The organism is Mesorhizobium sp. M0815, from assembly GCF_040319995.1.
In the GTDB taxonomy this organism is placed as follows: Bacteria; Pseudomonadota; Alphaproteobacteria; order Rhizobiales; family Rhizobiaceae; genus Mesorhizobium.
In genome coordinates, this window is the sequence record NZ_JAMYOU010000010.1 from 83,654 (window position 1) to 109,752 (window position 26,099).

A 26,099-nucleotide genomic window follows, 5' to 3' on the forward strand; every position below is an offset into this window, starting at 1 on the left:
TTGTTGGGCGCCCGGGTCCTCGGTGCCTTACGCAACCGGAAATCATGAAGCGGACGGGACCGGACTGTGCAAGGCAATGGGTGACCGGTGTATCCCGCACTCTGTTTTCGACAATCCGCTCCAGCGGCCCGCGCGCGGATTGTCCGCGCTGCCGCACGCGACTGTGCAGGGCGCACAGCCAATCGAGAAATAGCCTTTTTCAACGAGCGGATGCCGGGGAAGGCGATGATGGTCGAGATAGACCTCGATCTGCTGGCGGGTGAAGCGGGCAAGCGGCTCGATCTTCAGGCGTCCGTCAGTTTCTTCCAGCGTCGCGACATCCGTGCGAACTCCACCATGATATCGCTTGCGGCCGGAAATCCAGGCCCTGAAACCGCTCAGGGCCTTCTCGAGCGGCAACACCTTGCGAATGTGACAGCACCGGTCCGGATCGCTGCGGTGCAGCGATCCAGCGCCGTCGAGCGCCCGCAGGACGTTTGCCTGGGGCGTGACGATGCGCACATCTGTGAGGCCGAGCAAGGCCGTCAATTGTGCGCCATAGGCGACCGTTTCCGCAAACAGCTTTCCGGTATCGAGCGTGATGATGGGGAGGGATCGGTCGATCGACGCGGCCATGTGCAGCAACACCGCAGATTCCGCGCCAAATGAGGAGACGAGCGCTACGTTTCCGCGGAACAAGTCGGTGACGAGCGGCGCCAGCAGCTCGGGCCCGTCGAGATGGTTCAGCTCCGCGATGATGCCTTCATGCATGGCAATTCGGCCCGGTTTGGCGTGACACGGCCGGTTCATAGTCTGCTCACGAAATCGAGGATCGCCTGGCGGTCGGCCTCGTCCAGGCCGAAGAAGCGGTCGCGGACGATCTGCGCCGTGCCGCCATGCGCGAACACCGCGTCGCGCAGTGTGGTCGCGCGGCCGTCATGCAGGAAACGCTGGCGCAGGCGGATGCCGATCAGCGGCGTTGTCCGCCATTCGGCGCCGATCGCGTCGCCCTGGATGATCTTGTCGTCGAGTGCCGGCCCCATGTCGTGCAGCAAAAGGTCCGAGTAGAGCCTGACTTCGCCTTTTGTGCCCGCCAGCGCCGGCACATGGCATTTGGCGCAGCCGACGGAAGCGAAGAACCTTCCGCCATCGCTGCCCAACATCGCGCTTTCGCTCGATGCCGGGGGCGAGGCCAGGAAGCCGGCCGAGAACGGGATCAGTGCACCGTAGGCCAGGGTTGCCGACAAAAGCACGCCGGTGGAGCCGAGGCCGATCAGGCGCCACGCACCGCCGGCTTCGCCAAGACGGCCGATGCGGGTGGTGATCCCGAGCGCGACCATCACCATCAGGAACAGGAACTGGTCGACATCGAGAATGCCGCGGCGCAATTGCGGATCGAGCGTGATTTGCGAATTGAGCATCACCACGCCGATGAAGGCGACGATGAACCACGGGAACGGGATCGGCGTGGCTCCGGGCGTGCTCTTGCGGCTGCGAAAGAACGTGCCGATGACCAGCAGAAGCGGGATGAGCATCAGCACCTTGCTGAGCTTGACGAGGGTGGCGGTGTTCAGCGCCCCGTCGGAGACGGCGAAGGAGGCACCGTAGACTTGCGCCAGTTCGAAGATGCTCGCGCCGACGAACACGCCGTAGAGCCGGTCGTCGAGATGCGGCAGCCAGCCGCCCAGGAACATCACGGGATAGACGAGCAGCGCCGCGGTGCCGCTGAGTGTGATCAGGGCGATCGCAACCCCGGCGCTCTGGTCGCGTGCGCGCACCAGCGCAGCCACGGAGAGAATGGCCGCTGCGCCGCAGACGGCGCTTCCGACCGCGACCAGCAACGCAATCTCGGCCTCCAGCCTGAATAGCTTGCGTGCGATAGCGTAGAGCAAAGCCGCGACCAGGATCAGTTCGATGGCCGCCACCGCGAGCGGCATCAGCCCGAGATCGAGGAACAGTCGCGTCGTGATGCGGAAGCCGACAAGGACGACCGCCAGCCGCAACAGATAGCGCTTGGTGAAGTCGAGCCCCGGGCGCAGCAGGTCGGGACAGGCAAAGCAGTTGCCGATCAGCAGCCCGAAGAGCATGGCGACGAGGACCGGATTGCGCGACAGGGGTTCGCCCAAGCCGCCGGCAATCCAGCCGCCCGCAAGGGCGAGCGCGGCCGCCACGGCGATACCGGGCAAGATCGAGCGCGCTTTTTCCGGCGCATGCGAAAACGTCAGGGTAATGCTCATCGTCTGGCCTCCTCGGCCGGGGTGAGCGTTCGCAGATAAGCAGCCACCGCCTCGATCTCTCCGGACCCTTGTTCGACGGGCTGCGTGTCCGTCCCGCTGTGGCCGAAGACGACGCTGGTGATGCCGAGCTCCCTGGTGAAGGCGTCGGCGACCATCTCTTCGAGGACCGCAATGTCAGCCTTCCAGCCATAGCGGCCGACCCGCGTCGCGCCGTTGGCATCGAGGACATAGTGCGGGCGGCCCTTGATCCCGTCGCCCTTGCTGATCGCCTGCGCCTCGATGACGCTGTCGGGTATGTCGTCGATGCCCGCGACGCCGTAGAGGCTGGGCGGCATGCGCAGCGAGATGACGTTGGCCTGGCGCGGCAGTGCAGCCGGTTCAGCCGCGGTGCCGGCACCATCGCGCAGCATATAGCGCCGGGCGACCGGGCTGTTGGGATGATCGATCGGGACCGTGCGGCCGGATTCCGGATCCATATGGGCTATCCTGCGCGCGAAACGGTTCTCATCGGCACTCGCACCGCCGGGGCCGGGATGGCAGGACAGGCAGGACGTCGCATTGAACAATGGTCCAAGACCGGTCCGCGGCGTGAAATCGGTCTGAAACAGCGCCCTTCCGCGAGCGGCGAGATCGGGATTGGCGACAGCATTTTGCGTCTGCTGGGCCGTCGTCGACACGCCGTGCTCGTCAAAGGCAGGGACCTCGAGCAGCGCTCCGTCTTGGCCGGGAAATCCGGGGAGCTCGCCGCCTATCGTTATCCAGATCCGCTGCGCGTCCGCCGACGTCGCGATGGCGCGTAGGCGATCGCCGCCGAGAGGCCCAAGGCCAGGGATATCGATCCTGGCCCGGGCGAGAAGCCGGCCATCCTGGCTTATGCGCAGCAGCGAGCCGTTGCCGCGATTGCCGACAAACAGGTCCGACCCGCCGGCAAGCGTCGTGTGGCTTGAAAATTGCGGATTGGCGATCTCGGGAACAGCTGCGGCGATATCGACCGGACGGTCGAATTCCGGCAGCGAGATGGTGTCGGTCCCGGCGACCGTGAAATGCCGCCGGTCGTCTTGCAGTTTCAACAGCACCAGCCGGTCGCGGCCGGGGTCGGCGATGTAGAGAACGCGGTCCGGGTTCCACTTGAAGACAATGCCGATGACACCGGAATCGTCGCCACTGTTGCGGCCCGTGCTCACCGTGCCGGGGCCGGCCAGGCCGTCGACACCGTCCTGGACATGAACCTGGACCACGCTGCCGTCCGCAGTGACCGCTGCGAACACGGCAAAACCGCTGCCGTCCGGCGATGGGCCGAGAAATGCCGTTCCGAGCGCACCTGTGTGCAGCCCGCCAGGCGTCAGTTGGCCGCTTGCCCGGTAGTTCAGCAGCTTCGCCAGCCATCCGTTGGCCAGCCAGCTACTCGCCAGCCATCCAGTGGGTTGAGCGATCTGCTCCTGTTCGCGATCAGTGGACCGGCCGGCGAACACGCCACCGGCCTCGCGGCTTGGCGCATTGTCAAGCGGCGCCCCGTCGGGGTCGACGACGGTGACGCTGCCTTCGCCGGCCAATCCGTTCGGCGCGTTGGCGATCCAGAGCCTTCCAAAGGCGTTGTTGATCGAGATGTAGCGCGGTCCGGATGCCGCCGCCAACCGCGCCGTTCGAGCCTTGCCATTGTAGCGCCGGTTGAGGAATAGCTCGCTCTGCGCAGTGTAGAGCTGGACTGGGCTCGCTCCGTCATAGTCGGTGAGATCTTGGTCGGTGAGATCCTGCGGAACCAGGATCGTGCCCGATTTGTCGCCGCGCGGATCGATCGACAGGATCGCGCCAGGTTCGAACGCAGGATCGCCTGGCGGGGCGCCGAAATTGCTGCCTACCGCGACCAGAACCCTAAGCGGATCGAGCACACGTCCTTCGCGCGTGGTCAGCAGGAATTCCGGATTTCCTGGTATCGGTCCGCCATTATGAAAACGCCCCACCTCGCGCACGCCGGCCACGCCCGGCAGCCCGACGGCGACGATGCGGGCGCCCAGGCGCCAGGCGTGATCGCTGGTGAAGCCCACGCTCGGCAGCAAGCTGAAAGACACCGCTGCCATTGCGGAGATAATCCGGCCAATCGAAAGGTCCAGCGAGGCGCAGCTTCGCCGGGACCGACGAGGTCTGACGAAATCCACAAACACCGCGGCAAGGCCTTTGCGCATTGCGATATCCCCGGCTCGATACCTCGATGCGTCTGCATGCGGCCCGTGCGCATGTGACGCTTATCTCGACGCGATCATTGAGCGGGTGCACTTACGTATCGTGTACGGGATCCACCGCAGGCAGGATCTTGCGCTCGGAAATGCGTCCGGCCGCAGAAGCGCTTCGCGAGGCAAGCGCTTCGCACTGTCAGGCAAAGGCGATTATGGGCCACGGCGAGGTTGCCGCGGACGGCAATTCTCAGAACTCGAGCGCCTGCCTGAGTGCCGGGCCGCTCCTGACGCGCAAATCGAGGTCGGCCTCGATATGGTCGATGTGGTGCAGCATCAGCGCGCTGGCGCGTTCGGCATTGCCATTTTCCAGCGCCTCGAGGATCTGCGTGTGCTCGTTGTGGCCGCAGCTCGAGATACCCGAGCGGCCATAGAGCGCGATCACCAGAGATGAACGAGCGACCAATTCCTCCATGAAGCGCTGCAGGATGACGTTTCCCGCGACCGACGCCAGCAGCAGGTGAAAATCCCCCGACGCCTTGATCTCCGATCGCCTTGCGTTCGGTCCGCGTTCGGCGATGAAACGGCCTTCTTCGTCGAGCTGGGCCTTGAACGCGGCGACATGCGCCGGCGTCATCCGCCCGGCGGCGGCAATCGCGATGCCGGGTTCGATCAGCCGGCGCGAAGCAAAGACCTGCCGCGCTTCCTCCGGCGACGGATTGGCGACGAAGGCGCCGCGATTGCGCTCGGTGCGCACCAATCCCTCGAAGGAGAGCATCTGCAGTGCGGCGCGCGCCACGGTGCGGCTGACATCGAACAGCGTGCCGACTTCGCCTTCGGAAAGCTTGGTTCCGGGCGCCAGCCGGCGATCGACGATCGCGTCGCGCAACTGATCGCGGATCGCCTGCGCGCGATCCTCGTTGGCGGCCTCGATAGCAGGGAAAGTCTGGTCGGCAATGTTCATGGCGGTGATCCTGCGTACTTCTACCCTGAATCGCATCGCTTGGACGAGAGACAAAGTGAATACAGGGATGAAAAAGATTGCATGCGATTTTTGCGAGGATCGGCGGCAATCGCCTATAATTTGTGCATTGCACAAGGATGCCATATCGGCAGCCATGTCGATGCAGCCCTGATTTCTTCGAGGATTCAGTCGGTTGGTGCGGCGGCGCGCAACTGGCACGCATGATGCTTTGGCTAATCCGACCAAAGGGGAAGCTGGATGTCCAAAGCCGCCGAAATCGACATTGTGTCCGTTTCGAAAGTCTATGGCGCGACGACTGCCGTCGAAGGCATCAGCCTGAAAATCCCTGCGGGAACCTATTGCTGCCTGCTCGGTCCGTCCGGCTGTGGCAAGACCTCGACGCTGCGCATGATCGCCGGGCACGAGAGCATATCGAGCGGCGATGTGCGGCTCGGCAACACAGTGGTCACCGACCTGCCGCCGGCCAGGCGCGGCACTGCCATGATGTTCCAATCCTACGCGCTGTTTCCGCATCTCGACCTGATCGACAATGTCGCGTTCAGCCTGAAGATGAAAGGCGTCGGCAAGGAGGAGCGCCGCGCCAAGGCACTCGACATGCTGAAGCTGATGCAGATGGAGGCATATGCCAGCCGCCGTCCGGCGCAGCTTTCCGGCGGCCAGCAGCAGCGCGTTGCTCTTGCGCGCGCACTGATCACCGATCCCGAGGCGCTGTTGCTCGACGAACCGCTTTCGGCGCTCGATCCGTTCCTGAAGATCCGCATGCGGGCCGAACTGAAGAAGCTGCAGACGTCGCTCGGCATCACTTTCGTCCACGTCACCCACAGCCAGGAAGAGGCGATGGCGCTGGCCGACCTGATCGTGGTCATGAACGACGGCCGTATCGAGCAGGCGGCGCACCCTCGCACGGTGTTCGAGCGGCCGGCCACGGCCTTCGTCGCTCGTTTCATGGGCGACCACAATGTCATCTCCGGCCGCGTCACCGGTAGTCGTGACGGCATGGTTGTTTTCGATGTGCCCGGCGGTGTCACGCTCGCCGCCAGCGGGCAGGGCAGGGCGACCGGGGAGCCCATCGACATCGCCATTCGCACCGACCACGTGCGGATCGGCGAGCCGCCGGCGGCGGGGCTCGGCTTCACCGGCATCGTTTCAAACGTCGAGTACCGCGGTTCGACCGTGAAGCTCTCGGTCAATGGCGCGGGCATCGAGGATTTCACGGTGATCGTCGACGACACCAGCTTCTTCGCCAGCCCGGTTGCCGTCGGCGACGCAGTGCCGATCGCCTGGGACGCCGAGGACGCGATCGTCCTTGGCCGTCTCGATTCCTGAAATCCAGCATAACCAACCAAAACAGGGGAACTGAACATGACCAACACCACAGACAAGAAGACTGGAATATCGCGTCGCTCGCTGCTCAAGACAGGCGCCGCCGCCGTCGGTTTTGCCGCCGGTTCCGGCGCCATATCAGGCTTTCCGACCATCTGGGCGCAATCGAACATCACGTTGCGCCAGTTCGGCACCGGCGTGTCCAACCTCAATGCCATCGCCGACAAGTGCAAGGCGGATCTCGGCATCACGCTGGAGATGACGGCAACCGATTCCGATGCCGCCGCCCAGCGCGCGGTAACGCAACCCGACAGCTACGACATCGCCGATATCGAATACTGGATCTGCAAGAAGGTGTTTCCGACAGGCGTCCTGCAGCCGATGGATGTCACCAAGCTGAAATACTACGACGAGCTCGTGCCGCTGTTCAAAACCGGCAAGCTGATGCCGGACAGCGTCATCGCCCAGGGCACCGCGCCGCACACGGTCGGTTACGTCGAGGCGCAGGACAGCAAGGTATTCGCCAAGGCGCCGACCAATTGGTTCACCATGGTGCCGACGATCTACAATGCCGATACGCTCGGCATCCGCCCCGACCTCGTCGGCCGTGACATCACCACCTGGGCCGACATCATGGATCCGGCCTTCAAGGGCAAGACAGCCATCCTCAACATCCCGTCGATCGGCATCATGGATGCGGCGATGATCATGGAAGCCACTGGCAATATCAAATATGCCGACAAGGGCAACATGACCAAGGAGGAGATCGACAAGACGATCGATTTCCTCATCAAGGCCAAGCAGGACGGCCAGTTCCGTGCCTTCTGGAAGTCCTTCGACGAAAGCGTCAACCTGATGGCTTCAGGCGAAGTGGTGATCCAGTCGATGTGGTCGCCGGCCGTGGCCGCGGTCCGCTCCAAGGGCATCGCGTGCCGGTTCCAGCCGCTCAAGGAAGGCTACCGGTCCTGGGGTGGCGGGCTTGGCCTGGCAGCCCATCTCTCCGGCGCCGAACTCGATGCCGCCTATGAATACATCAACTGGTACACGTCCGGTTGGGTGGGCGGCTACCTCAATCGCCAGGGCTACTACTCGGCCAACATGGTGTCGGCCAAGAAGTTCATGTCCGAGGACGAATGGGGCTACTGGATCGAAGGTAAGCCAGCAAAGGGCGATATCCTGTCGCCGGACGGCAAGGTCATGGAAAAGGCAGGCGCCGTGCGTGACGGCGGCTCGTTCGAAGAGCGCATGGGCAAGGTCGCCTGCTGGAACTCGGTCATGGACGAGGACCGCTATATGGTAAAGCGCTGGAACGAGTTCATCGCTGCTTGATGCCCTCTGCCTTCTCCCCTTGTGGGAGAAGGTGGATTGGCGCGCAGCGCCAAGACGGTTGAGGGGTGCTGGACGGAGCACTGTTGGTGCCAAGCTGGAACACCCCTCATCCGACCGAGCTTCGCTCGGCCACCTTCTCCCACACGGGGAGAAGGGAACACCCCTCAGTCGCATCGCCGACTTGGACCGAGAGATAGATGGCAGTAGCGCTCGAACAATCCACGCACGTTACGTCTGCGAAGCCGGCCAGACCTAGGCGCTCCTTTGCCGGCGTCGCACCCTATCTCCAGGCGGCACCGCTGGCGCTGATCCTCGGCGCGTTCCTCCTGTTGCCGATCCTGATGATCGCCGTGGTCTCATTCTGGGACTACGATTTCGCGGCGATGTATCCGGATTTCCTGACCACCAACTATGCCGACACGCTCGGCTCCTGGGTCACCTGGAAAACCTATCTGAACACGCTGAAATACGCCGCCATCGTTTGGGCGCTGACGCTGTTCATCGGTTTCTGGGTCGCCTATTTCCTCGCCTTCCACATCAGAACCACAGCCATGCAGATGGTGCTGTTCCTCGTCTGCACCGTGCCGTTCCTGACCTCCAACATCATCCGCATGATCTCGTGGATTCCAGTGCTTGGCCGCAATGGCCTGGTCAACTCGACGCTGGTGCAGATGGGGCTGATCCCGAAGCCGATCGAATGGTTGCTCTATTCCGAATTCGCCGTAGTGCTGGCCATGGTGCATCTCTATACGCTGTTCATGGTGACGCCGATCTTCAACACGCTGATGCGCATCGACAAATCGCTGATCGAGGCCGCGCGCGACGCCGGCGCTTCCGGCTGGCAGGTTCTGTGGAACGTCGTCATCCCGCTTGCCAAGCCCGGCATGGCGATCGGCACCATCTTCGTCGTCACCCTGGTGATGGCCGATTTTTCGACGGTGCAGGTGATGTCCGGCGGCCAGAGCGCCTCTGTCGCGCTGATGATGAAAAACCAGATGTCGCTGCTGCAATATCCGGCAGCCGCCGCCAACGCCGTCGTGCTGCTGGTGCTGGTGCTGTTGATGGTCGCGGGCATCCTGCGCATCGTCGATATTCGCAAGGAGCTGTGAGGCGATGAGCCACGACAAGCGCACCTTCGAATTCTACGTGCTGGCGGCCTTCTTCGCGCTTTTCGTGCTATTCCTATACGGCCCGCTTTCGGCGATCCTTATCCTGTCCTTCCAGGGCGAGAATGGCGGTCTGACGTTTCCGTTGAACGGCGTTTCGCTGCACTGGTTCGCCAATCTGTTCGAGCGCCAGGCGGTCGGCGATTTCGGCGGCAGTTTCAAACGCTCGCTCGTCCTTGGCCTGATGGTGATGATCGTCACGGTCGTCGTGTCGCTGCTTGCCGGCCTTGCCTTCCGGCAGAAATTTCGCGGCGCAACCGCACTGTTCTATCTGGCCGTCGCCAGCCTGGTCGTCCCGTCGATCATTATCAGTCTCGGCATCGGCGTCGTCTTCCAGCAGATCGGCTTCCGCCCCGCCTGGTACACGTCTGCTTTCGGCGCCCATCTGACCTGGACCTTGCCTTTCGGCGTGCTGATCATGTTCGCGGTCTTCAACCGGTTCTCGCCGGCCTATGAGGAAGCCGCGCGGGATCTCGGAGCATCGTCGTGGCAGACCTTCGCCCATGTCGTTCTGCCGATGATCGCGCCCAGCCTGATCGGTGTCGGCCTGTTCGGCTTCACTCTGTCATATGACGAGTTCGCCCGCACGCTGATGACCTCGGGGACCTTCAACACGCTGCCGCTCGAAATCTACGGCATGACGACGAATGTGACGACGCCGGTGCTCTATGCGCTCGGTACAGTGACGACCGTGTTTTCCTTTCTGGTGATCCTGCTGACGCTCGGCGCAATCGTCTATGTCGGCCGCCGCCGGGAGCGTGCCTGACAGTGCAGATCCTCGTCGTCAATCCAAACACCACCGCCAGCATGACCGAGACTATTGCGGCGGCGGCCCGATCGGTCGCTGGTCAATCGACGAAGATCGTTGCCGTCACCTCGACGATGGGCCCGGTTTCGATCGAAGGCTATTACGATGAAGCGCTTGCCGTACCCGGCCTGCTGGTCGAGATCGCTGCCGGCGAGCGCTCAGGCGCGCAGGCTGCGATCATCGCCTGTTTCGACGACACCGGCCTCGACGCCGCGCGCGCCATGGCCAACATTCCGGTCATCGGCATTTGCGAGGCAGCGCTCAGCACGGCCTCGTTCATCGCCCAGCGCTTCACCGTCGTCACCACCACCGGACGCTCGCACGTGCCGGTCGAAGGGTTGGTGCAGCGCTATGGCATGGCGGGGCGCGCGCGCGTGCGCGCTGCCGATATCCCGGTTCTTGCCCTCGAAGATCCGGCATCCGATGCGCTCCTGAAGCTGCGCAACGAGATTGCGCGCGCCATCGACGAGGATCGCGCCGAAGCGATCGTGCTCGGCTGTGCCGGCATGGCCGACTTGGCGGCCGCGCTGCAGCGGGAATTCGGGCTTCCGGTCATCGACGGCGTCGGCGCCGCAGTCAAGCAGGCCGAGGCCTTGATAACGCTTGGCCTGACGACATCTAAGCGCGGCGCCTATGCAAGCCCATTGGCAAAGCCCTATCATGGTGCGTTGAAGTCCTTCGCGCCTGATGCCGCCGAGTGATCGCAATGCCCCGAACGATCCGAACGCTCGCACGTGAAGAAGTGCAAACCCTTGTCGATTGGGCGGCGGCGGAAGGCTGGAACCCCGGCCTCAGCGACGCCGCGCTGTTCCAGGCAGCCGACCCGCAGGGCTTCATCGGCGCCTTTGTCGACGGCGAGATGGCGGCCGGCATTTCAGCCGTTGCCTATGGCGAGGAATTCGGCTTCATCGGCCTGTATATCTGCCGGCCGGACAGGCGTGGCCAAGGCCATGGTAAGGCCGTTTGGGATGCCGGCATGGCGCGGCTCGACAACCGCACGATCGGCCTCGACGCCGTCGTCGAACAACAGGCCAACTACCGCAGCATGGGTTTTGCGCCGGCCTACCGGACGATACGGCTCATGGGGTCGTCGAATGCCCCGGCAGCCGCCGGCAGCGACATTCGCGCCGTAGGGCCGGAACTCGTGCCGGACATACTGGACTATGACCGCCGCTTCTTTCCCGGCCCGAGGCGATCCTTCCTGGAGCAATGGCTGCGCCCGCCGCATATGGCCCATGCGATCGTCAAGCACGGCGCCATTGCAGGATATGGCGTCGCGCGCCAATGCCGGGACGGCTGCAAGATCGGCCCGCTCTTTGCCGACAGCCTGGATGCAGCGAGCCGTCTCTTCGCCGCACTCGCGCACATGTCCGGTCCCGGAAACGTCCATCTCGACGTGCCCGAGACCAGCGGGCAATTTGCAGATTTGCTGTCGTCCGCCGGCCTTCAACCCGGCTTCGAGACAGCTCGGATGTACAAGGGAAGGGCGCCGCAGCTCATGCAGTCCGGGGTTTTTGCGATAACGACGTTGGAGCTTGGCTGAAACGGTGCAAGCCGACGTCTAGCGTAAAGTCGGGCAACACGAATACCTGGTCTATTTTTCCTGAACCGAAATGCCGGAATCGTCGATACGAAGTTCCACGCCTTTCGGCTTAGTCTCCTCGCGATAAACGTAAATGCCCAAGGCAATGACGGCGACGACCAAAGCGCCGATGATGAGATAAAGATAGTTCTGCTTCATCCGCTGTCGTTAACAACATGATGTGGGCGAGTCTAGCAGTTCGGGTATCAGGACGGCGGCCGGAGACGCACGTCGATCAGCCATCCAGCCGGTCGCGCAGCATGCTCCAGGGGAGCACCATGTTTGGTGCATGCCGCACCAGGCTATGGAACGGGATCGGCGACGGCGGCGCAAACGGCAGCGGCAAATCCTGAGGCTTTGTTCCATCAGCCCAGTCGGCAAGCACCTCGCCCATGGCAGTCGTCATGGCGATGCCGCGCCCATTGCAGGCAAAGCCCGCAACCAGGCCGGGGCCGAGATCGACGAGGTGCGGCAGGAAGTCGGGCTCGACCGCAGCCATCCCCGACCAGCTGTAGTCGATCGGCGGCATTCCCGGGAGATCGAGATGCCTGGCAAGCCGTCGCCAGATCGCCCGCGGCACCCGCGTGTCGGCACCGGGGCCAAAAACATGCATGCCGCCGGTTATCAGCCTGTTTTCGCCATCGAAGCGGAAGGTGAAGAGATATCGCCTTGTGTCGCCGACGCCTTGCCCTCCTGGAAGCAGGCGGGTGCGGTATTCGCGCGGCAGCGGCGCCGTCGCGATCTGGAAGATTTTCAGCGGGAAATAGGTTCGCTGCAGCGCGCGATCCAGCGCCCCGCCATAGGCGTTGGTGGCGACCAGCACTTTTTCGGCACGCACCGAACCGGCGGCCGTCTTCAGAGTCCAGCCACCCCCTGTCCGCTCGATCGATTTAACCCGCGTATGTTCGAAGATGCGCGCACCGGCCTTTTCCGCCGCGTCGGCCAGCCCGCGCGCATATTCGACCGGATTGAGGACGCCACCCGACCTGTCCATCCAGCCACCGAGATAACCGCGAACGCCGGTCAGCTCTTCGACCGCCTGTCTGTCCAGCGCGACAGTCTGTCTTCCGCGTTGTGCCCATTGTTCGGCGCGCGATCTGGTCTTTTGCAAAGCGGCCGGTGAATGGGCTGGTTGTATCCAGCCGCTCTGGACGGCATCGCATTCGATGGCATGCCGCTTGATCAGGGCAAAGACGAGGTCGGCGCTGCCGGTGGCGAACCCGACAAGGCGTTCGCCGCGTTCCGGCCCAAGCTGGGCAATGATATCGTCGGGGTCTCTTTTCGCGAAATTCGGCACGACGAAGCCGGCGTTCCTGCCGGTTGCCCCCCAGGCGATGATTTCCGCCTCGAGGACGGCAACCGAGATGCCTTTTTCGGCGGTGTGCAGCGCGGTTGAAAGGCCCGAAAATCCGCCGCCGACAATCGCCAGATCGACATCGAGTGCACCTTCGAGAGCGGGCCGGTCGCGGCGGTTGCGGCCGACCGCATGCCATAGCGACAGGCCGCGTGGCATGGCAACGTTGCTCATGACCGTGCAGCGCTCTCGTCCGGAGCCGCTTTCGCGCCCTTGCCGAAGCTTGCGCGTCGCGGCCTGTCGCCGAACAGGCCGTTCGGCCTGACCAGAAGGATGACGCACAGCATCACGCCGATGGCGACGATCTGCAGGGAGGCGGCGCGGGCCTGCTGTTCGGGCGAGAACAACAAACTGGTCAAGGCTCCTGATCCGGCCCAGATCGCCCAAACCAGGATGCTGCCGATGATGGCGCCGATATTGCTGCCGGAGCCGCCGACGATCAGCATCACCCAGACCTGGAAAGTCAGCGCGGGCAAATAATTGTCCGGCGCGATGAAGCCGGTGAAATGCGCCTGCAGCGCACCGGCCAGCGCCATGAAGGCGCCGCCGACGGCAAAGGCCTGGACGCGGTAGAAACGCGCGCTTTTTCCCAGCGATATCGCGGCCCGCTCATCCTCGCGCAGCGCCTTCAACACGCGCCCCCACGGGCTGCGCGACAGATGCTCCAGTGCGAGATAGACGATTAGCGTCACCACCGAGACGACGGCAAGATTCGACAGGTTGAACAGCAATGGGGTTTCGGCAAGGCCGCCGAACGGACGCGGAATGAAGCCGATGCCGAACGGGCCGCCGGTCAGCGTCTGGGCATTGAGAGCCACCAATTGCACGACGACGGCGACGCCAAAGGTGGTGATCGCCAGATAGTCCGATCTCAGGCGCAGCGTGGCGATGCCGGTGATGGCGGCGGCGACACCGCCCACCAGCATGGCGCCGAGCCAGCCGACAAGGATCGGCAGATCGAAGCCGCCGAGTCGCGCGGCATCGTCGGGCGTGGTCAGCAGTGCCGAGGTGTAGGCGCCGATGGCAACGAAGCCGGCGACCCCGACATTGAAAAGCCCGGTCAGCCCCCATTGCAAATTGAGCCCGAGCGTGACGAGCGAAAAAATCAGCGCGGTGGTCAGGAAGAAAGCGCCGTAGCCGAGCAGATCCATCAGCGTTCCCCCACTCCGAAAAGGCCGATGGGCCGCACGAACAGCACCGCCATCAGGATGATGAAGGAGATGGCCGCCCGCCATTCGGCGCCGATCAATTGCACCGCGCCGGCTTCGGCCAAACCGATGATCAAGCCGCCGAGAACGGCGCCGGGCACACTGCCGATGCCGCCGAGGATGGCGGCCGCGAACATCGGCAGCAGCATCTCGAAACCCATGAACGGGCGGATCTGAATGAGAATGCCGATCATGACGCCGGCGACACAGGCCAGCCCCCCGCCGATGATCCAGGTGACGCGCACGACTTTGGCGACGTCGATACCGACAATGCGGGCAAGTGCCGCGTTCTGGCTCAACGCCTGCATCGAGCGGCCGGTCTGGGTACGCGTCATCAAAAGATGTACGCCGAGCACCAGAACGGCGGTCAGCAGCAGCAGCGCGATTTGGTCCGGGGTGATGCGAATGCCGAAGCCTATCGGCATGGCGATCTGGATCGCCCGGCTGAAATAGGTCGGACGCGAGGTGAAGATGAATTCGAGCAGGCTTCTCAGCGCCATCGAGGCGCCGAAGCTCGCCATCACCACGATGATCGCCTGGCCCTTGGCGCGCAGCCGCGCGAACAGCACCATGTCGAGCGCCAGCGCCAGCAGGCCGGTGGCCGCCATGCCGATGATGAGCGCGACGATCAGCGGCCAGCCGAAGGAGAGGGGTGCGATCGGCGCGATCTTGCCGAACATCGCGCCGATAGCGCCAACCACGGCGAGCGTCGCATAGGCGCCCCAGGCCATGAAGTCGCCATGGGCGAAGTTCGAGAAGCGCAGGATTGAATAGGTGAGCGTCACGCCGATGGCGCCGAGGCCGATCATCGAGCCTGCCAGCAGCCCGTCGGCGACGAATTGCAGGTTCATGCCGCGCCTCCTTTTCCAAGGTCGGGGCGGCGCTGGCCAAGATAGAGCTCGGCGACGACAGGATCGTTCCAGAGCTCGGAGGCGATGCCCTGGTGCCGGTCCTTGCCCTCGACCAGCACGTAGGCGCGATCGCCGATCGCAAGCGCTGCCTTGGCGTTCTGTTCGACCAGCAGAATGGTGACGCCGGATTTGCGGATACCGGCCAGCATCTCGAACACCATCGCCACGAATTTCGGTGACAGGCCGGCCGACGGTTCGTCGAGCACCAGCACCGTGGGATGGACGATCAACGCCCGGGCGACGGCCAGCATCTGCCGCTGTCCGCCCGAGAGATTGCCCGCGGCCGTTCTGCGCTGACGGGCGAGATCGGGAAAGGCCGCATACATTTCCTCGATGCGGGCAGGGATCTCGCGCGGCCTCAGGATGCCGCAGGCGACCTTCAAATTGTCCTCGACCGACATCAGCGGGAAGATGTTTTCGGTCTGCGGCACGAACGCAAGGCCAAGGCGGACCATGGTGTGGGCGGGCGCCGCCGTGATGTCCTTGCCGTCCAGCAGCACGGTGCCGCCGGTGATCGGGACGAGGCCGGCGATGGCCTTGATAAGGCTCGACTTGCCGGCGCCGTTGGGACCGAGAACGACGACGATCTCGCCCTGGTCGACGGTGATCGAAGCGCCGCGCACGATCGGCACGCCGGGCTCATAGCCGGCTTCGAGACCGCGGACGTCGAGTACCGTTTGGCTCATGCAGCGCCTCCGAGATAGGCCTCGATGACGCGCGGGTCGCGCGCAACCTCGTCCGGAGTGCCCTCGCACAGCAGCTGGCCGCTTGCCATGACCAGCACCCGGTGGCAGAGCCGCGTCACCATGTCGATATTGTGCTCGATCAGCAGGAAGGTGATGCCGCTTCTGTTGATATCGCGGATGCGGTCGATGATGACTTCAAGAAGCGTCGCATTGACGCCGGCCGCAGGTTCGTCGAGCAGGATGATTGCCGGATCGGCCATCATGACGCGGGCCAGTTCGAGCAGCTTGCGCTGGCCGCCCGAAAGCACGCGCGCCGGCTCGTGCGCCAGGCGGGCGAGCGTGACGAGCTCAAGCAATTCGATGGCTCTCGTCTCGGCCGCCCGCTCTTCGGTGGCGACCCGCCGCGGCGTCAGGAAATTGGCGAGCAGTCTTTCTCCGGCCTGCCCCTGCGCGGCCAGCATGACGTTTTCGATCAGTGTCAGATTGGGCAAGGGCCGGGGGATCTGGAACGTGCGGCCAAGGCCGCGGCCGATGCGGCGATGGGCAGCTTCCCCCGACACCGATACGCCGTTGAGAAGGATTTCGCCGCTGGTCGGCAGGATGCTGCCGGCCAGCAGGTCGAACATCGTCGTCTTGCCGGCGCCGTTCGGGCCGATAAGGCCGAGTATTTCGCCTGGCTGGACGTCAAACGAGACATTGTTGACCGCGACAAGGCCGCCGAAGCGTCTGACGACGTTCCTGGCCGTCAGAACCGGCGTGCGGATCTCCTCCTGCCGTTCTGTCGTGTCGCCCATCAATCCCTCTGGCCGAAAGCGTCTTCGCCGCCTATGATTTGTGATCACACTTGCTTTGATCACGCTATTCGGCTTTAATTTCTTCCGCAAGCCGAAAACGGGCCGAATGGCCACCGGGAACGCCATGCAGAAGGCCGCCATCGAACGGAATAACGAAACGATCGCAGCCCAGCTTACGCCGGTCGGCCGCGAAACCGTGCAGGATCGCGTCTATTCGGAGCTGCGCCGTGCCTTGATCGGCGGCCTTTTCGAGCCGAGTCAGGTGCTGCCCATCCGTGGCCTCGCCGACGCGCTGATCACCAGTACCATGCCGGTGCGTGAGGCGCTCGGGCGGTTGATCACCGAGAAGGCGCTGGAGGCGCTTCCCAACCGCTCGGTGCGCGTGCCGCCTATCACGCTGGAGCGTATCGACGACCTCTTGCGCGCCCGCTCCCTCATAGAGGGCGAAGCGATAGCACTTGCCGCTAACCGCATGAATTCGCGCCAGATAGCCACGGTCGAAGCCATGCTGGGCCAATGGGACGAGATGCGGGCGCTGAAGCACAAGAAGGATATCGACCGCGAGGCGACGCTCAACCAGAGCTTCCACTTCGAGATCTACCGATGCTGTGGCTCCGCCGTGCTGATCCCGATGATCGAGAGCCTGTGGCTGCAATCCGGGCCGTGCATTCGCGTGGCCATTTACGCATTTTCCGATGCCGGTGAAGTCGATACCGCCCACTACCATCGTAGTATCGTCGCAGCGCTTTCCAGGCAGGATGCCCAGGCAGCGCGCGAGGCGCTGGTGGCGGACATCAGCCGGCCCTTCGCCTTCCTGCGCGACAAGCTCCAATCCGCAAGCAAAGAAGGATTGAGGGCATGACGACGCCTGGCATCAGGATCACCGAGCCACGCTCGAAGCTTTCCGTGACCGCGCTGCTGTTGCCTGAAAAGGCGCCCGACAACGCCGCCTTCCTGCTGGCCTATCTCGAGCAGCCGCGCGTCGTTGCCGGCATCCATGCGATGTGGACCGGGCCGGAAATCTCCTGCCCGGTTCCATCAGCCGAACTTGAGGGCCAAACCTATGCCAGGCCCTTGCCGGCGGAGAACGCAACGCTAACGCCGCAGCCGGGTGACATCGTGTTGTCCTACGTGCCGCCGCGCATGTGGGGCGGCAACCCGAATGCCATCTTCGACATTGGCTTGTTTTATGGACCGAGCGCGCGCTTGCTGTTCCCGATCGGCTGGCTTGCCGGAAGCGTCGTCGCGCAGGTGCGTCCCGAAGAGCGCGATCAATTCGCTGCCGCCTGTGGCGCGATCCGCCGCAACGGCGCCTGTGACATCACCTTCACCCGGGTGGAGATCTGAATGGCCGACGACAGTTTCGAACTCTTCGACCTTCGCGTCGAGGCGGTCGTCCCCGAGGGCAAGCCGATCTATTGCGGTGCCAAGGCCGGCGACTATTTCGAGTTGAAGGGCGAGATGCTGTCGATGCCGACGGGGCAGGGCTTCTCGATCTATTCCATTGCGGCAGTGTTGCCGCTTCTGGCCGCAAAGCAACGCCCGACCCACAGGAACGACTGGATGACTTCGGATGCCGAGATCGCCTGTCCAGATCCCAATTGCGCCAGCCGGCTCAGGATCGTCAGGACCGGCAAGCGGTGGTTCAGTCATTCAGAAACCACGGCTGTGCCGCTGCCCAAGGAGACTGACCAGAGATGACCGCCAAGGCGTTCGAGCTCAGCCCCGGCTACACGATCTCGCGCGTCATTCGTGGCGGCTGGCAGCTTGCCGGCGGGCACGGCGCGATCGACCGCCAACAGGCGGTAACCGACCTGATCGCCACGTTCGACGCCGGCATCGGGACCTATGACTGTGCCGACATCTATACCGGCGTCGAGGAACTGATCGGTGCCGCGCGCCTGCGGCTTGCCAATGAGCGCGGCCTCGACGCCGCCGCCAAGATGAAGGTGCACACCAAGCTGGTGCCTGACCTCGAAAGGCTTTCCAGCATCAGCCGCGACTACATCAGCAGCATCGTCGACCAGTCGCTGCGGCGGCTGAAGACCGAGCGGCTCGATCTCGTTCAGTTCCATTGGTGGGACTATGCGCTGCCGGGCTACGTCGATGCGATGGGCTGGCTCAACGACCTGCGTCTCCGAGGCAAGGTGCGCAACATCGGCACCACCAATTTCGACACGCCGCGGCTGGCCGAGATCCTGGCCGCCGGCGTGCCGCTGGTCAGCCAACAGCTGCAATACTCGGTACTCGACCAGCGGCCGGCCAACAGCCTTGCGGCGCTCGCCAGCCAGCACGGCGTCAGTTTCCTCTGCTACGGTTCGGTGGCGGGCGGCTTCCTCAGCGAAAAATGGCTAGGCGTTGCCGAGCCACAAACGCCACTCGAAAACCGGTCGCTGGTCAAATACAAGCTGATCATCGACGACTTTGGCGGTTGGGAGCTTTTCCAGGAGTTGCTTCGCACACTGAAGGCCGTCGCCGACCACCACGGCGTCGACATCGCCACCATCGCCAGCGCCTGGGTGCTGGAGCAGCCGCAAGTGGCGGCCGTCATCGTCGGCGCCCGCAACCAGGCGCACGCCCTTGCCAATGCCAGAATCATGGACATCGCGCTCGATGCCGACGACCGGGCGAGGATCGCTGCCGTGATCGCGCAAAGCCGTGGGCCGCTGGGCGACGTCTACACATTGGAACGCGACCGTCACGGCCGCCACGGCTCGATCATGCATTACAATTTGAATGCAGGCAGGAAATGAGCGCGGCCATGGACGAGAAGCCCTCCTTGCTTTCCCGCGCCAGTGCCGAAGTGGTCGATCTCCACCGCTTCTTCGTCGACTGGTTCAATGCGGCGAGTGCGGACAATGCAGATTTCAGCCGCTTCGAACGCGTCATGGGCGAAGGCTTCTGCATGGTTGCGCCGGACGGTCAGGTCCTCGATCGTGACGCGGTGCTCGACCATGTCAGGGCAAGCCGCGCCACCTCTGATGGCGATTTCAGTATCTCGATCGAGGATATCCGGGCCGGCTGGCAGTCAGACGACACGATCGTCGTCTGTTACATCGAAGCACAGCAGCGCGGGGGCAAGCACAGCCGCCGCCGCTCGAGTGCGGTCTTCACCACCAGCTCATCGGCGCCCAACGGCGTCGAATGGCGACATCTGCATGAAACCTGGCTGCAGATGCCGGAAGACTGAACAGGCTCAAGGCGTCAATGAGAGTCGTGTAACGAAAGGGGAACAACAATGAAAAAGACCATACTTCAGATCACCACTGCGCTGGCTCTGGTGACAGCGGCCGGTGCAGCGCAGGCCGCGGATTGCAAGATCACGGTCGGCCTCGTCATGGAACTGACCGGTCCCGCCGGCGAATACGGCCAGGCCGGCGCAAAATCGGTCGAAATGGCCTTCCGCGATATCAACGAGGCGGGCGGCGTGCGCGGCTGCGACCTAGCAACCGACACCCGCGACAGCCAGAGCCAAGGCAACATCGCGGTCGATGCCGCGACACAACTCGTGCAGGTCAAGAAGGTGCCGGTGATCATCGGCGGCATCATTTCCTCGGTGTCGATCCCGATCCTGACCTCGGTCACCGCTCCGGCCAAGATCGTCCAGGTGTCGCCTGCTTCCTCGTCGCCGACGCTGACGGCGCTTGGGCGCGACGGCAAGACCAACGGCATCTTCTTCCGCACCATCACATCTGATGCGCTGCAGGGTGTCGCTGCCGCCAAATACGCCATCGACAAGGGTTTCAAGAAGCTGTCGGTCATCCACGTCAACAACGACTTCGGCGTTAACATGGTGGCGGAATTCTCACGCGCCTATAAGGCGCTCGGCGGCACCATCGTCTCCGACACGCCCTACAATGAAAAGCAGTCGAGCTATGCCTCGGAAGTGACCGCGGCGATGGCCGGCGAACCGGACGGGCTTTATCTCGTCAGCACGCCTGTCGACGGCGCGACCATCGCCCGCACCTGGATTTCGCAGGGCGGTGTCCAGAAGTTCCTGCTCAATGACGGCATGAACAGCCCGGACTTCATCGAATCCGTTGGCGCGGATTACCTGAAGGATGCGTACGGCACTTCCTCCGGCACCAGCCCGACCGCATCGACCGAGTATTTCACCAAAAACTACAAGGAATTTTCGGGCATCGAACCCTCGAACCCGGCGGCCGATCGATCCTATGATGCCGGCGCCATCGTCGGCTTGGCCATCGCCATTGCCGGCTCTGAGGATCCGGCCAAGATCAAGGACGCGATGTACAAGGCGGTCGACCCGGCCGGCACGCCGATCTATGCCGGCAAGGACGAGTTCGCCAAGGCGCTCGGCCTGATCAAGGAGGGCAAGCCGATCCGCTACGAAGGCGTCATCGGTCCGGTCGCGTTCGATAAGTATGGCGACATCACCGGCCCGTTCCGGCTCTGGAAGATCATCGACGGCAAGGTGACGACCGACGGCGAAATGACGACGGATGACGTCAACGCCTTGCAGGCGAAACTTCAGTAAGCGCCTATGCCCCGTCCGGCATCGATCGCATTTCATTGAGGTCGATGCCGGACACTTGCAGGTCCTGCTGCCGGTTAGGCCGGCCCGGAAACGACCACCGCACCAGCGGCCGGCATGATCCAGGGGCAGGCATAGTAATCGGTGACGCGATTTATGATCCCGCCAGCGGCTTCGATCCGAACCGGATGGGCCGGCTTCCAACCGTCTTCGCCATGGTGAAGCACGAGCAGCACCGCCTCGCTATCGATTATGCCAATCGCCATTTTCCAGGTCGTCGAGGCTCTTTTGTATTCAACGAAGTAAGGTGATTCCGATAGCCTTCCCTTGAAGCAATCCGCGACCTGCAATTGGGCATCCGCGCTGGTCAGCGCCCGTACCCCGTCCCAGTCGCGGCGATTGAACAGTTCGACATAGCGGCTGAGCAATTCCAGAAGTTCCGGATCGCGCTGGGGCTCCGAACGGACGATTGGCTCGCCTGACAAGGCGGCCAATTTGGAGCGGCCACGGCTCAACGCGGCCTTGACGCCACCGACGGTCGAGCCGACGAGATCGGCGATCTCTTCCAGCGAATAGTCGAAGACATCCTTGAGCAGGACGCAGGCGCGTTCCTTGGGCGGCAGGTGGATAAACAGCCGTTCGATCGCGCGATCCGCGCCCTTGCCCACCGGCTCGACCGGCAGGATGATCTCGTCTTCGACGAAATTGGCCTCCGCATGCTGACGCACCTGCCGGCTTCGCAGGAAATCGATGCAGCGATTATGTGCAATGCGAAACAGCCAGGGGCGAAGAGCACTCGCATCGTCCAGCTTCTCGATCTTCCGATAGGCCTCGAACAGCGCCTCTTGCATCACGTCTTCGGCGTCGAGCGTCGAACCGGTCATGCGTGCACAGTAGCGGTGCAGCCGCCCACGCAAATGCGCGACTGTCTCCAGGAAGCCGGCGTAGCGGACGTCGAAAAGCCCGGTCGGGTCAAGTCTTGGCTGCATCTTCATGGGCATTCAATTCGGCGGCGGATCACAGCGGGACATAGGTCAGCGTAATGACGCCGTTCTTGAAACGGTGCGTATCTATAAGCTCCAGCTTGACCAGGGATGGGTCGACATCCTGGAAAGCGCGTTTGCCATGCCCGACGCGGGTCGGCACGATCGAGAGTTGATACTCGTCGACAAGCCTGTTGGCGAGCAGCGTCTGGTCGAGATTGCTCACTCCATACTTCAGTATGTTGCCGCCGGCCTGTTGCTTGATCCTGGCAATTTCGGCAGCGACGTCGCCTTCGATCAGCGATGCGTTCCAGCTCACCTCCTTGAGGCCGCGCGACGCAACGAGCTTCTTCAGTCCGTTCATGCGGTCCATGTACTTGCTGCCTTTGACCTGCGGCCAGCGCGCCGAAAACATTTCATAGGTGATGCGGCCGAGCAGGAAAAAATCGGCCTCGCCGGCCTTTTCATAGGAGTGCTCCTTCATCTCCTCGTCGAAGAAGGGCGAGGCCCATTCCATTGGCGCTTCGATGACGCCGTCCAGCGAAATGAAGCTGCCCACGATCAATTTTCTCATCGCATATCTCCGGTTGCGCACAGGCGTCCCGTGAGACCCAAGAACCGGCGAAAACGAAACGGCCCGATGGATAACCACAGGATGCAGTCTCTAGGACGTTCCCGGTTCGACTTTGGATACGCGTGAGGATCGTTTGAGTTAATAGAGCGGCTTGGCCATGTGCCGGGGCGTCGGCCACTCCGTCGTAATCCCCGGCTGCACTGGCCGCTCCAGATAGGTCGATAGCACCACGTAACTTCGCGTCGAGGTGACGCCGGGTGTTTCGTAGAGGCGCGACAGCAGGCCTTCGAGCGCCCGCGTGTCCTCGGTGCGGACCTTGATCAGCATGCATGTGTCGCCGGCCACCGAATGGATCTCCTCGACTTCGGGATGTTCGGAAATCGCCATCAGCTCCGGCGTCTTTCCCCACCCCTTGGTATCGATATGGACGAAGGCGAGCAGCGGCTTGTGTACCGCCTTGGGATCGATGATGGCCGCGGTGTTGCGGATGGCGCCACTCCGCCGCAGGCGCTTGACGCGTTCATGGACTGCCGGCGGCGAAAGGCCGACGCGGTCGCCGAGCTCGGCATAGCTGATCGTCGCGTCGTCGACCAGGACGCCTAATATTTTTCGGTCGGTTGCATCGATATCGCGGGCGGCAGGCCTGTTCTGCGGAATGCCATCTGTTTCTTCATCCATATTAAAATTCCCGATTGATGCAGAATTTAATACGGCCATTATTGCCATATGTCGAACAGTGATCAAGTCGCCACATTCGCAGCGGCCCCCAAGCCGCCAATCCCGGCACTCGCTTACCTGCTGACCGGGTGCATTGCCGTGATCGGCTCGAACTCGCTGGTGCTCGGTCCGATTGCACCGGCGGTGGCCGCGTCGTTCGGCACAAGCGTGCCGGCGGTTATGATCGCGTCCGCCGCGTTCGGGCTCGGTACGTCGGCAAGCGCCTTGTTCCTAGCGCGCTACATCGACCGGCTCGGCGCCCGCCGCATGCTGCAAGGAGCGTTGCTGCTGCTGGCGATAGCGCTTGTCGCCAGCGCCGCTGCGCCGACGGTGACGGCGCTGGTCGCGGCCCAGCTTCTCGCCGGCATGGCTGCAGGTGTCGCCATGCCGGCAATCTACGCCAGCTCCGCCGCGATTGCGCCGCCCGGTCGTGAAAGCGGGACCATCGGCGTCGTGCTGACCGGCTGGACGCTGAGCATGGTCGCCGGCGTTTCGCTGTCGGCCGTACTTGCCGACCTGGTGCATTGGCGCGCCGTGTTCGCGGCGGTCGCGGTGCTCGCAACACTCGCATTGGCCAGCCTCACGTTGACGTCGCTCAGCGACGTCAGGAAGAGCGGTCCGGCACCGACGCCGCTAGGCGCCTTGGGTGTTCCCGGCATAGTGCCGCTTCTGGTCGCCTGCGCCGCCTTCATGACGGCGTTTTATGGCGTCTATGGCTATCTCGGCGATCACCTTCACAACGGCCTGGGACGGCCGGTCAGTGCCAACGGGCTGGCCGCGCTCGCCTATGGCGCCGGCTTTGGCACGGCGGCACTTCTTGACCGCGTCATCGATCGTCTGGGCGCGCGGCGGGTCATGCCGTTTGCCTATCTGCTCGTCGCGCTCGTCTATGTCGCGATTGCTGCGGCAAGTGGCAGCTTCGGCCTGACCATAGCGATGATAGCCGTCTGGGGCCTTGCCAATCATTTCGGGCTGAACGTCCTGGTGATGCGCCTGTCGGCGCTCGATCCTGCGCGGCGCGGCACGATCATGGGTTTGAACAGCGCGGTGACCTATCTCGCGGTGTTCGTCGGCACCACGGCGTTCGGATCGCTTTATTCCACGTTCGGTTTTGCGGCGTCGGCGGTGGTTGCAGCCTTGCTCATGCTGATCGCTGCTGCGGCAGCGGCGTGGCGTTCACCGAAGCTATAGCGCAGCAAGGCTTGCGTCTCGGTCTGGTCCTTCGATAGATGCTTGGTGGATGGACAATACAACGCTTGAGACAACCGCCGATCCCTTGCCGCAGGAACTGGCTTTTCTCGGGGAGCGGCTTACCGCGTTCAACGACAGTGATGTCGGCGCCTCCGGCAGGAAGACATTGGCCGTGTTCGTGCGCGATGAGCACGGCGCGATTGTCGCCGGCATCTCGGGATACACCGCCTGGGGCTGGCTCTATGTGCAATGGCTCTGGGTCGATGAAAAGCTGCGCGGCCAGCGCATGGCCGGCCGGATGCTCGAGGCAGCCGAGAGGGAGGCGATGGCGCGCGGCTGTCACGGCGCCTGGATCGACACGTTCAATCCCAAGGCCGCCAAGGCCTATGAGCGCCAAGGTTATCGACCGTTCGGTGCGCTCGCCGACTTTCCCATTGGCCGAAGCCGTATCTTCCTGCAGAAGAAATTGGTGGCTTAACTAGCCGGCAAGGCGTCCGCCGCACATCGGCTGTGGCACGCCGGTCGTGCTGGGGAAGCTGATCGGCAAGCCCCTAAGCACGCGCACAGCCAGGAAGGCAAAACACTCCGCCTCCACCGCGTCGCCCTTCCAGCCAAGCGCCTCCGCCGGCACGGCTTCGACGCCGGCGCGGCTGGCAAGCATGGCCATGATCGTTGGGTTGTGGCGACCGCCACCGCTGACCACCAGCCGCTTCGGCCGACGCGGCAGAAGATCGAGCGCCTTGCCGACCGCGGCCGCGGTGAAGGCCGTCAGCAGGGCAGCGCCATCCTCGGCATTCATCCCGTCCGCCATCGAGGCGCCGAAATCGAAACGGTCCAGCGATTTCGGGTATGGCTTGGTCAAGTACGGGTGCTGCAGGAGCTTGGCCAACCGTGCCTCATCGACCGTCCCGACGCGAGCCAGCGCGCCGTCGCGGTCCATTTCGCCAAGCCCCTTCGACTTGATGAAGTCGTTCAGCGGCGCGTTGGCGGGTCCGGTATCGAAAGCGATGACATTGTCCTTGCCGTCCCACCAGGTGATGTTGGCGACGCCGCCGAGATTGAGCACAGCCGTGTCGCCGCTGGCGTCGGCTTCGCGCAGCAGCGCGGCGTGATAGGCCGCCGACAGCGGCGCGCCCTGGCCGCCGGCGCGCATGTCGGCCGAGCGGAAGTCATAGGCGACCTTGGTGCCCAGGATGGCATGCATCAGCTCGCCATCACCGAGCTGGCGGTTCTGGCCCAGTCGGCCTACTTGCGGGGCACGGTGCAGCACGGTCTGGCCATGAAAGCCGACGACGCCGATGTCGGCCATGGTCAGGCCGTGGCTTTCGACAAGATCCTTGACCGCCGCAGACTGGGCGCGCGTCAGCGCCTCCTCTGCCTCGTGGAAGATTGCCGGTTCCGGCCCGGTGAAATTCCAGTTCCTTGCATGCCTAAGCGTCTCTTCCAGCAAGGTCCGGATCGACTGCGGGTAGGGGGCCAGCGTGTAGGTGCCGAAATCCGCGATCCGCTCGCCGTCGGTCTTGATCAGCGCGACGTCGATATTGCCGTCCAGCACGGTGCCGGTCATCAAGCCGACGGCCCACATTGGTTCGCCATTTTTCATGAT

At 63.5% G+C, this 26,099-nt stretch carries 28 protein-coding genes; 14 read left to right on the forward strand and 14 right to left on the reverse strand.

Annotation, left to right across the window (positions count from 1 at the left end):
• Nucleotides 1–42: 42 nt before the first annotated feature.
• From NKI01_RS13790 to NKI01_RS13805, 4 genes are all read right to left on the reverse strand, one after another.
• Nucleotides 43–750, reverse strand: coding sequence for a phosphoadenylyl-sulfate reductase (locus NKI01_RS13790; RefSeq protein ID WP_352963528.1), 708 nt, complete (start codon nucleotides 748–750; stop codon nucleotides 43–45).
• A 35-nt stretch (nucleotides 751–785) separates the two neighbouring features.
• A complete protein-coding gene (locus NKI01_RS13795) occupies nucleotides 786–2,216 on the reverse strand; it encodes a putative sulfate exporter family transporter (RefSeq protein ID WP_352963530.1) in 1,431 nt (476 codons plus the stop codon).
• Nucleotides 2,213–4,294 carry a di-heme oxidoredictase family protein gene (locus tag NKI01_RS13800; RefSeq protein WP_352963533.1) on the reverse strand — a complete coding sequence of 694 codons (2,082 nt, stop codon included), beginning with the start codon at nucleotides 4,292–4,294 and terminating at the stop codon, nucleotides 2,213–2,215. Before NKI01_RS13800 ends, NKI01_RS13795 begins: the two co-directional genes overlap by 4 nt.
• A gap of 343 nt (nucleotides 4,295–4,637) precedes the next feature.
• Complete coding sequence (locus NKI01_RS13805; protein ID WP_023676076.1) at nucleotides 4,638–5,351, reverse strand: GntR family transcriptional regulator; 714 nt, start codon at nucleotides 5,349–5,351, stop codon at nucleotides 4,638–4,640.
• A gap of 258 nt (nucleotides 5,352–5,609) precedes the next feature.
• Here NKI01_RS13805 and NKI01_RS13810 point away from each other — a divergent pair, with 258 nt between their 5' ends.
• The 6 genes from NKI01_RS13810 to NKI01_RS13835 all read left to right on the forward strand — a co-directional run bounded on the left by NKI01_RS13810 (nucleotide 5,610) and on the right by NKI01_RS13835 (nucleotide 11,541).
• The gene (locus tag NKI01_RS13810) at nucleotides 5,610–6,698 is read left to right on the forward strand and encodes an ABC transporter ATP-binding protein (RefSeq protein ID WP_352547462.1); all 1,089 of its coding nucleotides are present in this window, start codon (nucleotides 5,610–5,612) and stop codon (nucleotides 6,696–6,698) included.
• A gap of 36 nt (nucleotides 6,699–6,734) precedes the next feature.
• Entirely contained in the window at nucleotides 6,735–8,024 is a 1,290-nt protein-coding gene (locus NKI01_RS13815) for an ABC transporter substrate-binding protein (protein ID WP_352963537.1), read from the forward strand.
• Nucleotides 8,025–8,221: 197 nt separating this feature from the next.
• The gene (locus tag NKI01_RS13820; protein WP_352482763.1) at nucleotides 8,222–9,133 is read left to right on the forward strand and encodes an ABC transporter permease; all 912 of its coding nucleotides are present in this window, start codon (nucleotides 8,222–8,224) and stop codon (nucleotides 9,131–9,133) included.
• Nucleotides 9,134–9,137: 4 nt separating this feature from the next.
• Complete coding sequence (locus NKI01_RS13825) at nucleotides 9,138–9,956, forward strand: ABC transporter permease (RefSeq protein ID WP_352963541.1); 819 nt, start codon at nucleotides 9,138–9,140, stop codon at nucleotides 9,954–9,956.
• A 2-nt stretch (nucleotides 9,957–9,958) separates the two neighbouring features.
• Nucleotides 9,959–10,699, forward strand: a complete 741-nt coding sequence (locus NKI01_RS13830; RefSeq protein ID WP_023716674.1) for an aspartate/glutamate racemase family protein — start codon at nucleotides 9,959–9,961, stop codon at nucleotides 10,697–10,699.
• A 5-nt stretch (nucleotides 10,700–10,704) separates the two neighbouring features.
• Nucleotides 10,705–11,541, forward strand: coding sequence for a GNAT family N-acetyltransferase (locus NKI01_RS13835; protein WP_352963544.1), 837 nt, complete (start codon nucleotides 10,705–10,707; stop codon nucleotides 11,539–11,541).
• A gap of 51 nt (nucleotides 11,542–11,592) precedes the next feature.
• On the opposite strand, the gene NKI01_RS13840 is transcribed toward NKI01_RS13835, so the two are convergent.
• The 6 genes from NKI01_RS13840 to NKI01_RS13865 form a co-directional block, all read right to left on the reverse strand.
• Nucleotides 11,593–11,739 carry a hypothetical protein gene (locus NKI01_RS13840; protein WP_023716676.1) on the reverse strand — a complete coding sequence of 49 codons (147 nt, stop codon included), beginning with the start codon at nucleotides 11,737–11,739 and terminating at the stop codon, nucleotides 11,593–11,595.
• Nucleotides 11,740–11,815: 76 nt separating this feature from the next.
• Complete coding sequence (locus NKI01_RS13845; RefSeq protein WP_352963547.1) at nucleotides 11,816–13,108, reverse strand: NAD(P)/FAD-dependent oxidoreductase; 1,293 nt, start codon at nucleotides 13,106–13,108, stop codon at nucleotides 11,816–11,818.
• Nucleotides 13,105–14,088 (reverse strand): branched-chain amino acid ABC transporter permease, encoded by a 984-nt coding sequence (locus tag NKI01_RS13850; protein WP_352963621.1) that lies wholly within the window; start codon nucleotides 14,086–14,088, stop codon nucleotides 13,105–13,107. Before NKI01_RS13850 ends, NKI01_RS13845 begins: the two co-directional genes overlap by 4 nt.
• Nucleotides 14,085–14,993 carry a branched-chain amino acid ABC transporter permease gene (locus NKI01_RS13855; RefSeq protein ID WP_352482758.1) on the reverse strand — a complete coding sequence of 303 codons (909 nt, stop codon included), beginning with the start codon at nucleotides 14,991–14,993 and terminating at the stop codon, nucleotides 14,085–14,087. The genes NKI01_RS13850 and NKI01_RS13855 overlap by 4 nt, the downstream gene beginning before the upstream one ends.
• On the reverse strand, nucleotides 14,990–15,739 hold the full coding sequence (locus tag NKI01_RS13860; protein WP_023716680.1) for an ABC transporter ATP-binding protein: 750 nt from the start codon (nucleotides 15,737–15,739) through the stop codon (nucleotides 14,990–14,992). Before NKI01_RS13860 ends, NKI01_RS13855 begins: the two co-directional genes overlap by 4 nt.
• Nucleotides 15,736–16,533, reverse strand: a complete 798-nt coding sequence (locus NKI01_RS13865; RefSeq protein WP_352482755.1) for an ABC transporter ATP-binding protein — start codon at nucleotides 16,531–16,533, stop codon at nucleotides 15,736–15,738. Before NKI01_RS13865 ends, NKI01_RS13860 begins: the two co-directional genes overlap by 4 nt.
• Nucleotides 16,534–16,657: 124 nt before the next feature.
• On the opposite strand from NKI01_RS13865, the gene NKI01_RS13870 reads away from it, so the two are divergent.
• From NKI01_RS13870 to NKI01_RS13895, 6 genes are read left to right on the forward strand one after another with little or no spacing between them, the layout of a single operon-like run.
• Nucleotides 16,658–17,395 carry a GntR family transcriptional regulator gene (locus NKI01_RS13870; RefSeq protein ID WP_352963623.1) on the forward strand — a complete coding sequence of 246 codons (738 nt, stop codon included), beginning with the start codon at nucleotides 16,658–16,660 and terminating at the stop codon, nucleotides 17,393–17,395.
• Nucleotides 17,392–17,880, forward strand: a complete 489-nt coding sequence (locus NKI01_RS13875; protein WP_352963550.1) for a DUF3830 family protein — start codon at nucleotides 17,392–17,394, stop codon at nucleotides 17,878–17,880. Before NKI01_RS13870 ends, NKI01_RS13875 begins: the two co-directional genes overlap by 4 nt.
• Nucleotides 17,881–18,234, forward strand: a complete 354-nt coding sequence (locus tag NKI01_RS13880; RefSeq protein WP_352482752.1) for a TIGR04076 family protein — start codon at nucleotides 17,881–17,883, stop codon at nucleotides 18,232–18,234.
• Nucleotides 18,231–19,286 (forward strand): aldo/keto reductase, encoded by a 1,056-nt coding sequence (locus NKI01_RS13885; protein ID WP_352482750.1) that lies wholly within the window; start codon nucleotides 18,231–18,233, stop codon nucleotides 19,284–19,286. Before NKI01_RS13880 ends, NKI01_RS13885 begins: the two co-directional genes overlap by 4 nt.
• An 8-nt stretch (nucleotides 19,287–19,294) precedes the next feature.
• The gene (locus NKI01_RS13890) at nucleotides 19,295–19,723 is read left to right on the forward strand and encodes a DUF4440 domain-containing protein (RefSeq protein ID WP_023716686.1); all 429 of its coding nucleotides are present in this window, start codon (nucleotides 19,295–19,297) and stop codon (nucleotides 19,721–19,723) included.
• Between the two features lie 48 nt (nucleotides 19,724–19,771).
• A complete protein-coding gene (locus NKI01_RS13895; protein ID WP_352482748.1) occupies nucleotides 19,772–21,031 on the forward strand; it encodes an ABC transporter substrate-binding protein in 1,260 nt (419 codons plus the stop codon).
• A 74-nt stretch (nucleotides 21,032–21,105) separates the two neighbouring features.
• On the opposite strand, the gene NKI01_RS13900 is transcribed toward NKI01_RS13895, so the two are convergent.
• The 3 genes from NKI01_RS13900 to NKI01_RS13910 all read right to left on the reverse strand — a co-directional run bounded on the left by NKI01_RS13900 (nucleotide 21,106) and on the right by NKI01_RS13910 (nucleotide 23,263).
• Nucleotides 21,106–22,023 carry a sigma-70 family RNA polymerase sigma factor gene (locus tag NKI01_RS13900; protein WP_352963553.1) on the reverse strand — a complete coding sequence of 306 codons (918 nt, stop codon included), beginning with the start codon at nucleotides 22,021–22,023 and terminating at the stop codon, nucleotides 21,106–21,108.
• 22 nt (nucleotides 22,024–22,045) lie between these two features.
• Nucleotides 22,046–22,585, reverse strand: a complete 540-nt coding sequence (locus NKI01_RS13905) for a dihydrofolate reductase family protein (protein ID WP_352547478.1) — start codon at nucleotides 22,583–22,585, stop codon at nucleotides 22,046–22,048.
• A 138-nt stretch (nucleotides 22,586–22,723) separates the two neighbouring features.
• Nucleotides 22,724–23,263 carry an Lrp/AsnC family transcriptional regulator gene (locus NKI01_RS13910; protein ID WP_352963556.1) on the reverse strand — a complete coding sequence of 180 codons (540 nt, stop codon included), beginning with the start codon at nucleotides 23,261–23,263 and terminating at the stop codon, nucleotides 22,724–22,726.
• A gap of 48 nt (nucleotides 23,264–23,311) precedes the next feature.
• Here NKI01_RS13910 and NKI01_RS13915 point away from each other — a divergent pair, with 48 nt between their 5' ends.
• Both NKI01_RS13915 and NKI01_RS13920 read left to right on the forward strand, forming a co-directional pair.
• Nucleotides 23,312–24,493: an MFS transporter gene (locus NKI01_RS13915; RefSeq protein ID WP_352963559.1), complete on the forward strand. Its 1,182-nt coding sequence runs from the start codon at nucleotides 23,312–23,314 to the stop codon at nucleotides 24,491–24,493.
• A 49-nt stretch (nucleotides 24,494–24,542) separates the two neighbouring features.
• Nucleotides 24,543–24,971: a GNAT family N-acetyltransferase gene (locus NKI01_RS13920; RefSeq protein ID WP_352963562.1), complete on the forward strand. Its 429-nt coding sequence runs from the start codon at nucleotides 24,543–24,545 to the stop codon at nucleotides 24,969–24,971.
• Here NKI01_RS13920 and NKI01_RS13925 read toward each other — a convergent pair whose 3' ends face one another.
• Nucleotides 24,972–26,096: an anhydro-N-acetylmuramic acid kinase gene (locus NKI01_RS13925; protein ID WP_352963565.1), complete on the reverse strand. Its 1,125-nt coding sequence runs from the start codon at nucleotides 26,094–26,096 to the stop codon at nucleotides 24,972–24,974.
• Between the last annotated feature and the right edge of the window lie 3 nt (nucleotides 26,097–26,099).

Coding starts and splice junctions, on each gene's coding strand:
- NKI01_RS13790 (WP_352963528.1), bottom strand. CDS start 750: ATGCATGAAGGCATCATCGCGGAGCTGAACCATCTCGACGGGCCCGAG.
- NKI01_RS13795 (WP_352963530.1), bottom strand. CDS start 2,216: ATGAGCATTACCCTGACGTTTTCGCATGCGCCGGAAAAAGCGCGCTCG.
- NKI01_RS13800 (WP_352963533.1), bottom strand. CDS start 4,294: ATGGCAGCGGTGTCTTTCAGCTTGCTGCCGAGCGTGGGCTTCACCAGC.
- NKI01_RS13805 (WP_023676076.1), bottom strand. CDS start 5,351: ATGAACATTGCCGACCAGACTTTCCCTGCTATCGAGGCCGCCAACGAG.
- NKI01_RS13810 (WP_352547462.1), top strand. CDS start 5,610: ATGTCCAAAGCCGCCGAAATCGACATTGTGTCCGTTTCGAAAGTCTAT.
- NKI01_RS13815 (WP_352963537.1), top strand. CDS start 6,735: ATGACCAACACCACAGACAAGAAGACTGGAATATCGCGTCGCTCGCTG.
- NKI01_RS13820 (WP_352482763.1), top strand. CDS start 8,222: ATGGCAGTAGCGCTCGAACAATCCACGCACGTTACGTCTGCGAAGCCG.
- NKI01_RS13825 (WP_352963541.1), top strand. CDS start 9,138: ATGAGCCACGACAAGCGCACCTTCGAATTCTACGTGCTGGCGGCCTTC.
- NKI01_RS13835 (WP_352963544.1), top strand. CDS start 10,705: ATGCCCCGAACGATCCGAACGCTCGCACGTGAAGAAGTGCAAACCCTT.
- NKI01_RS13840 (WP_023716676.1), bottom strand. CDS start 11,739: ATGAAGCAGAACTATCTTTATCTCATCATCGGCGCTTTGGTCGTCGCC.
- NKI01_RS13845 (WP_352963547.1), bottom strand. CDS start 13,108: ATGAGCAACGTTGCCATGCCACGCGGCCTGTCGCTATGGCATGCGGTC.
- NKI01_RS13855 (WP_352482758.1), bottom strand. CDS start 14,993: ATGAACCTGCAATTCGTCGCCGACGGGCTGCTGGCAGGCTCGATGATC.
- NKI01_RS13860 (WP_023716680.1), bottom strand. CDS start 15,739: ATGAGCCAAACGGTACTCGACGTCCGCGGTCTCGAAGCCGGCTATGAG.
- NKI01_RS13865 (WP_352482755.1), bottom strand. CDS start 16,533: ATGGGCGACACGACAGAACGGCAGGAGGAGATCCGCACGCCGGTTCTG.
- NKI01_RS13870 (WP_352963623.1), top strand. CDS start 16,658: ATGCAGAAGGCCGCCATCGAACGGAATAACGAAACGATCGCAGCCCAG.
- NKI01_RS13875 (WP_352963550.1), top strand. CDS start 17,392: ATGACGACGCCTGGCATCAGGATCACCGAGCCACGCTCGAAGCTTTCC.
- NKI01_RS13880 (WP_352482752.1), top strand. CDS start 17,881: ATGGCCGACGACAGTTTCGAACTCTTCGACCTTCGCGTCGAGGCGGTC.
- NKI01_RS13885 (WP_352482750.1), top strand. CDS start 18,231: ATGACCGCCAAGGCGTTCGAGCTCAGCCCCGGCTACACGATCTCGCGC.
- NKI01_RS13890 (WP_023716686.1), top strand. CDS start 19,295: ATGGACGAGAAGCCCTCCTTGCTTTCCCGCGCCAGTGCCGAAGTGGTC.
- NKI01_RS13895 (WP_352482748.1), top strand. CDS start 19,772: ATGAAAAAGACCATACTTCAGATCACCACTGCGCTGGCTCTGGTGACA.
- NKI01_RS13900 (WP_352963553.1), bottom strand. CDS start 22,023: ATGAAGATGCAGCCAAGACTTGACCCGACCGGGCTTTTCGACGTCCGC.
- NKI01_RS13905 (WP_352547478.1), bottom strand. CDS start 22,585: ATGAGAAAATTGATCGTGGGCAGCTTCATTTCGCTGGACGGCGTCATC.
- NKI01_RS13910 (WP_352963556.1), bottom strand. CDS start 23,263: ATGGATGAAGAAACAGATGGCATTCCGCAGAACAGGCCTGCCGCCCGC.
- NKI01_RS13915 (WP_352963559.1), top strand. CDS start 23,312: ATGTCGAACAGTGATCAAGTCGCCACATTCGCAGCGGCCCCCAAGCCG.
- NKI01_RS13920 (WP_352963562.1), top strand. CDS start 24,543: ATGGACAATACAACGCTTGAGACAACCGCCGATCCCTTGCCGCAGGAA.
- NKI01_RS13925 (WP_352963565.1), bottom strand. CDS start 26,096: ATGAAAAATGGCGAACCAATGTGGGCCGTCGGCTTGATGACCGGCACC.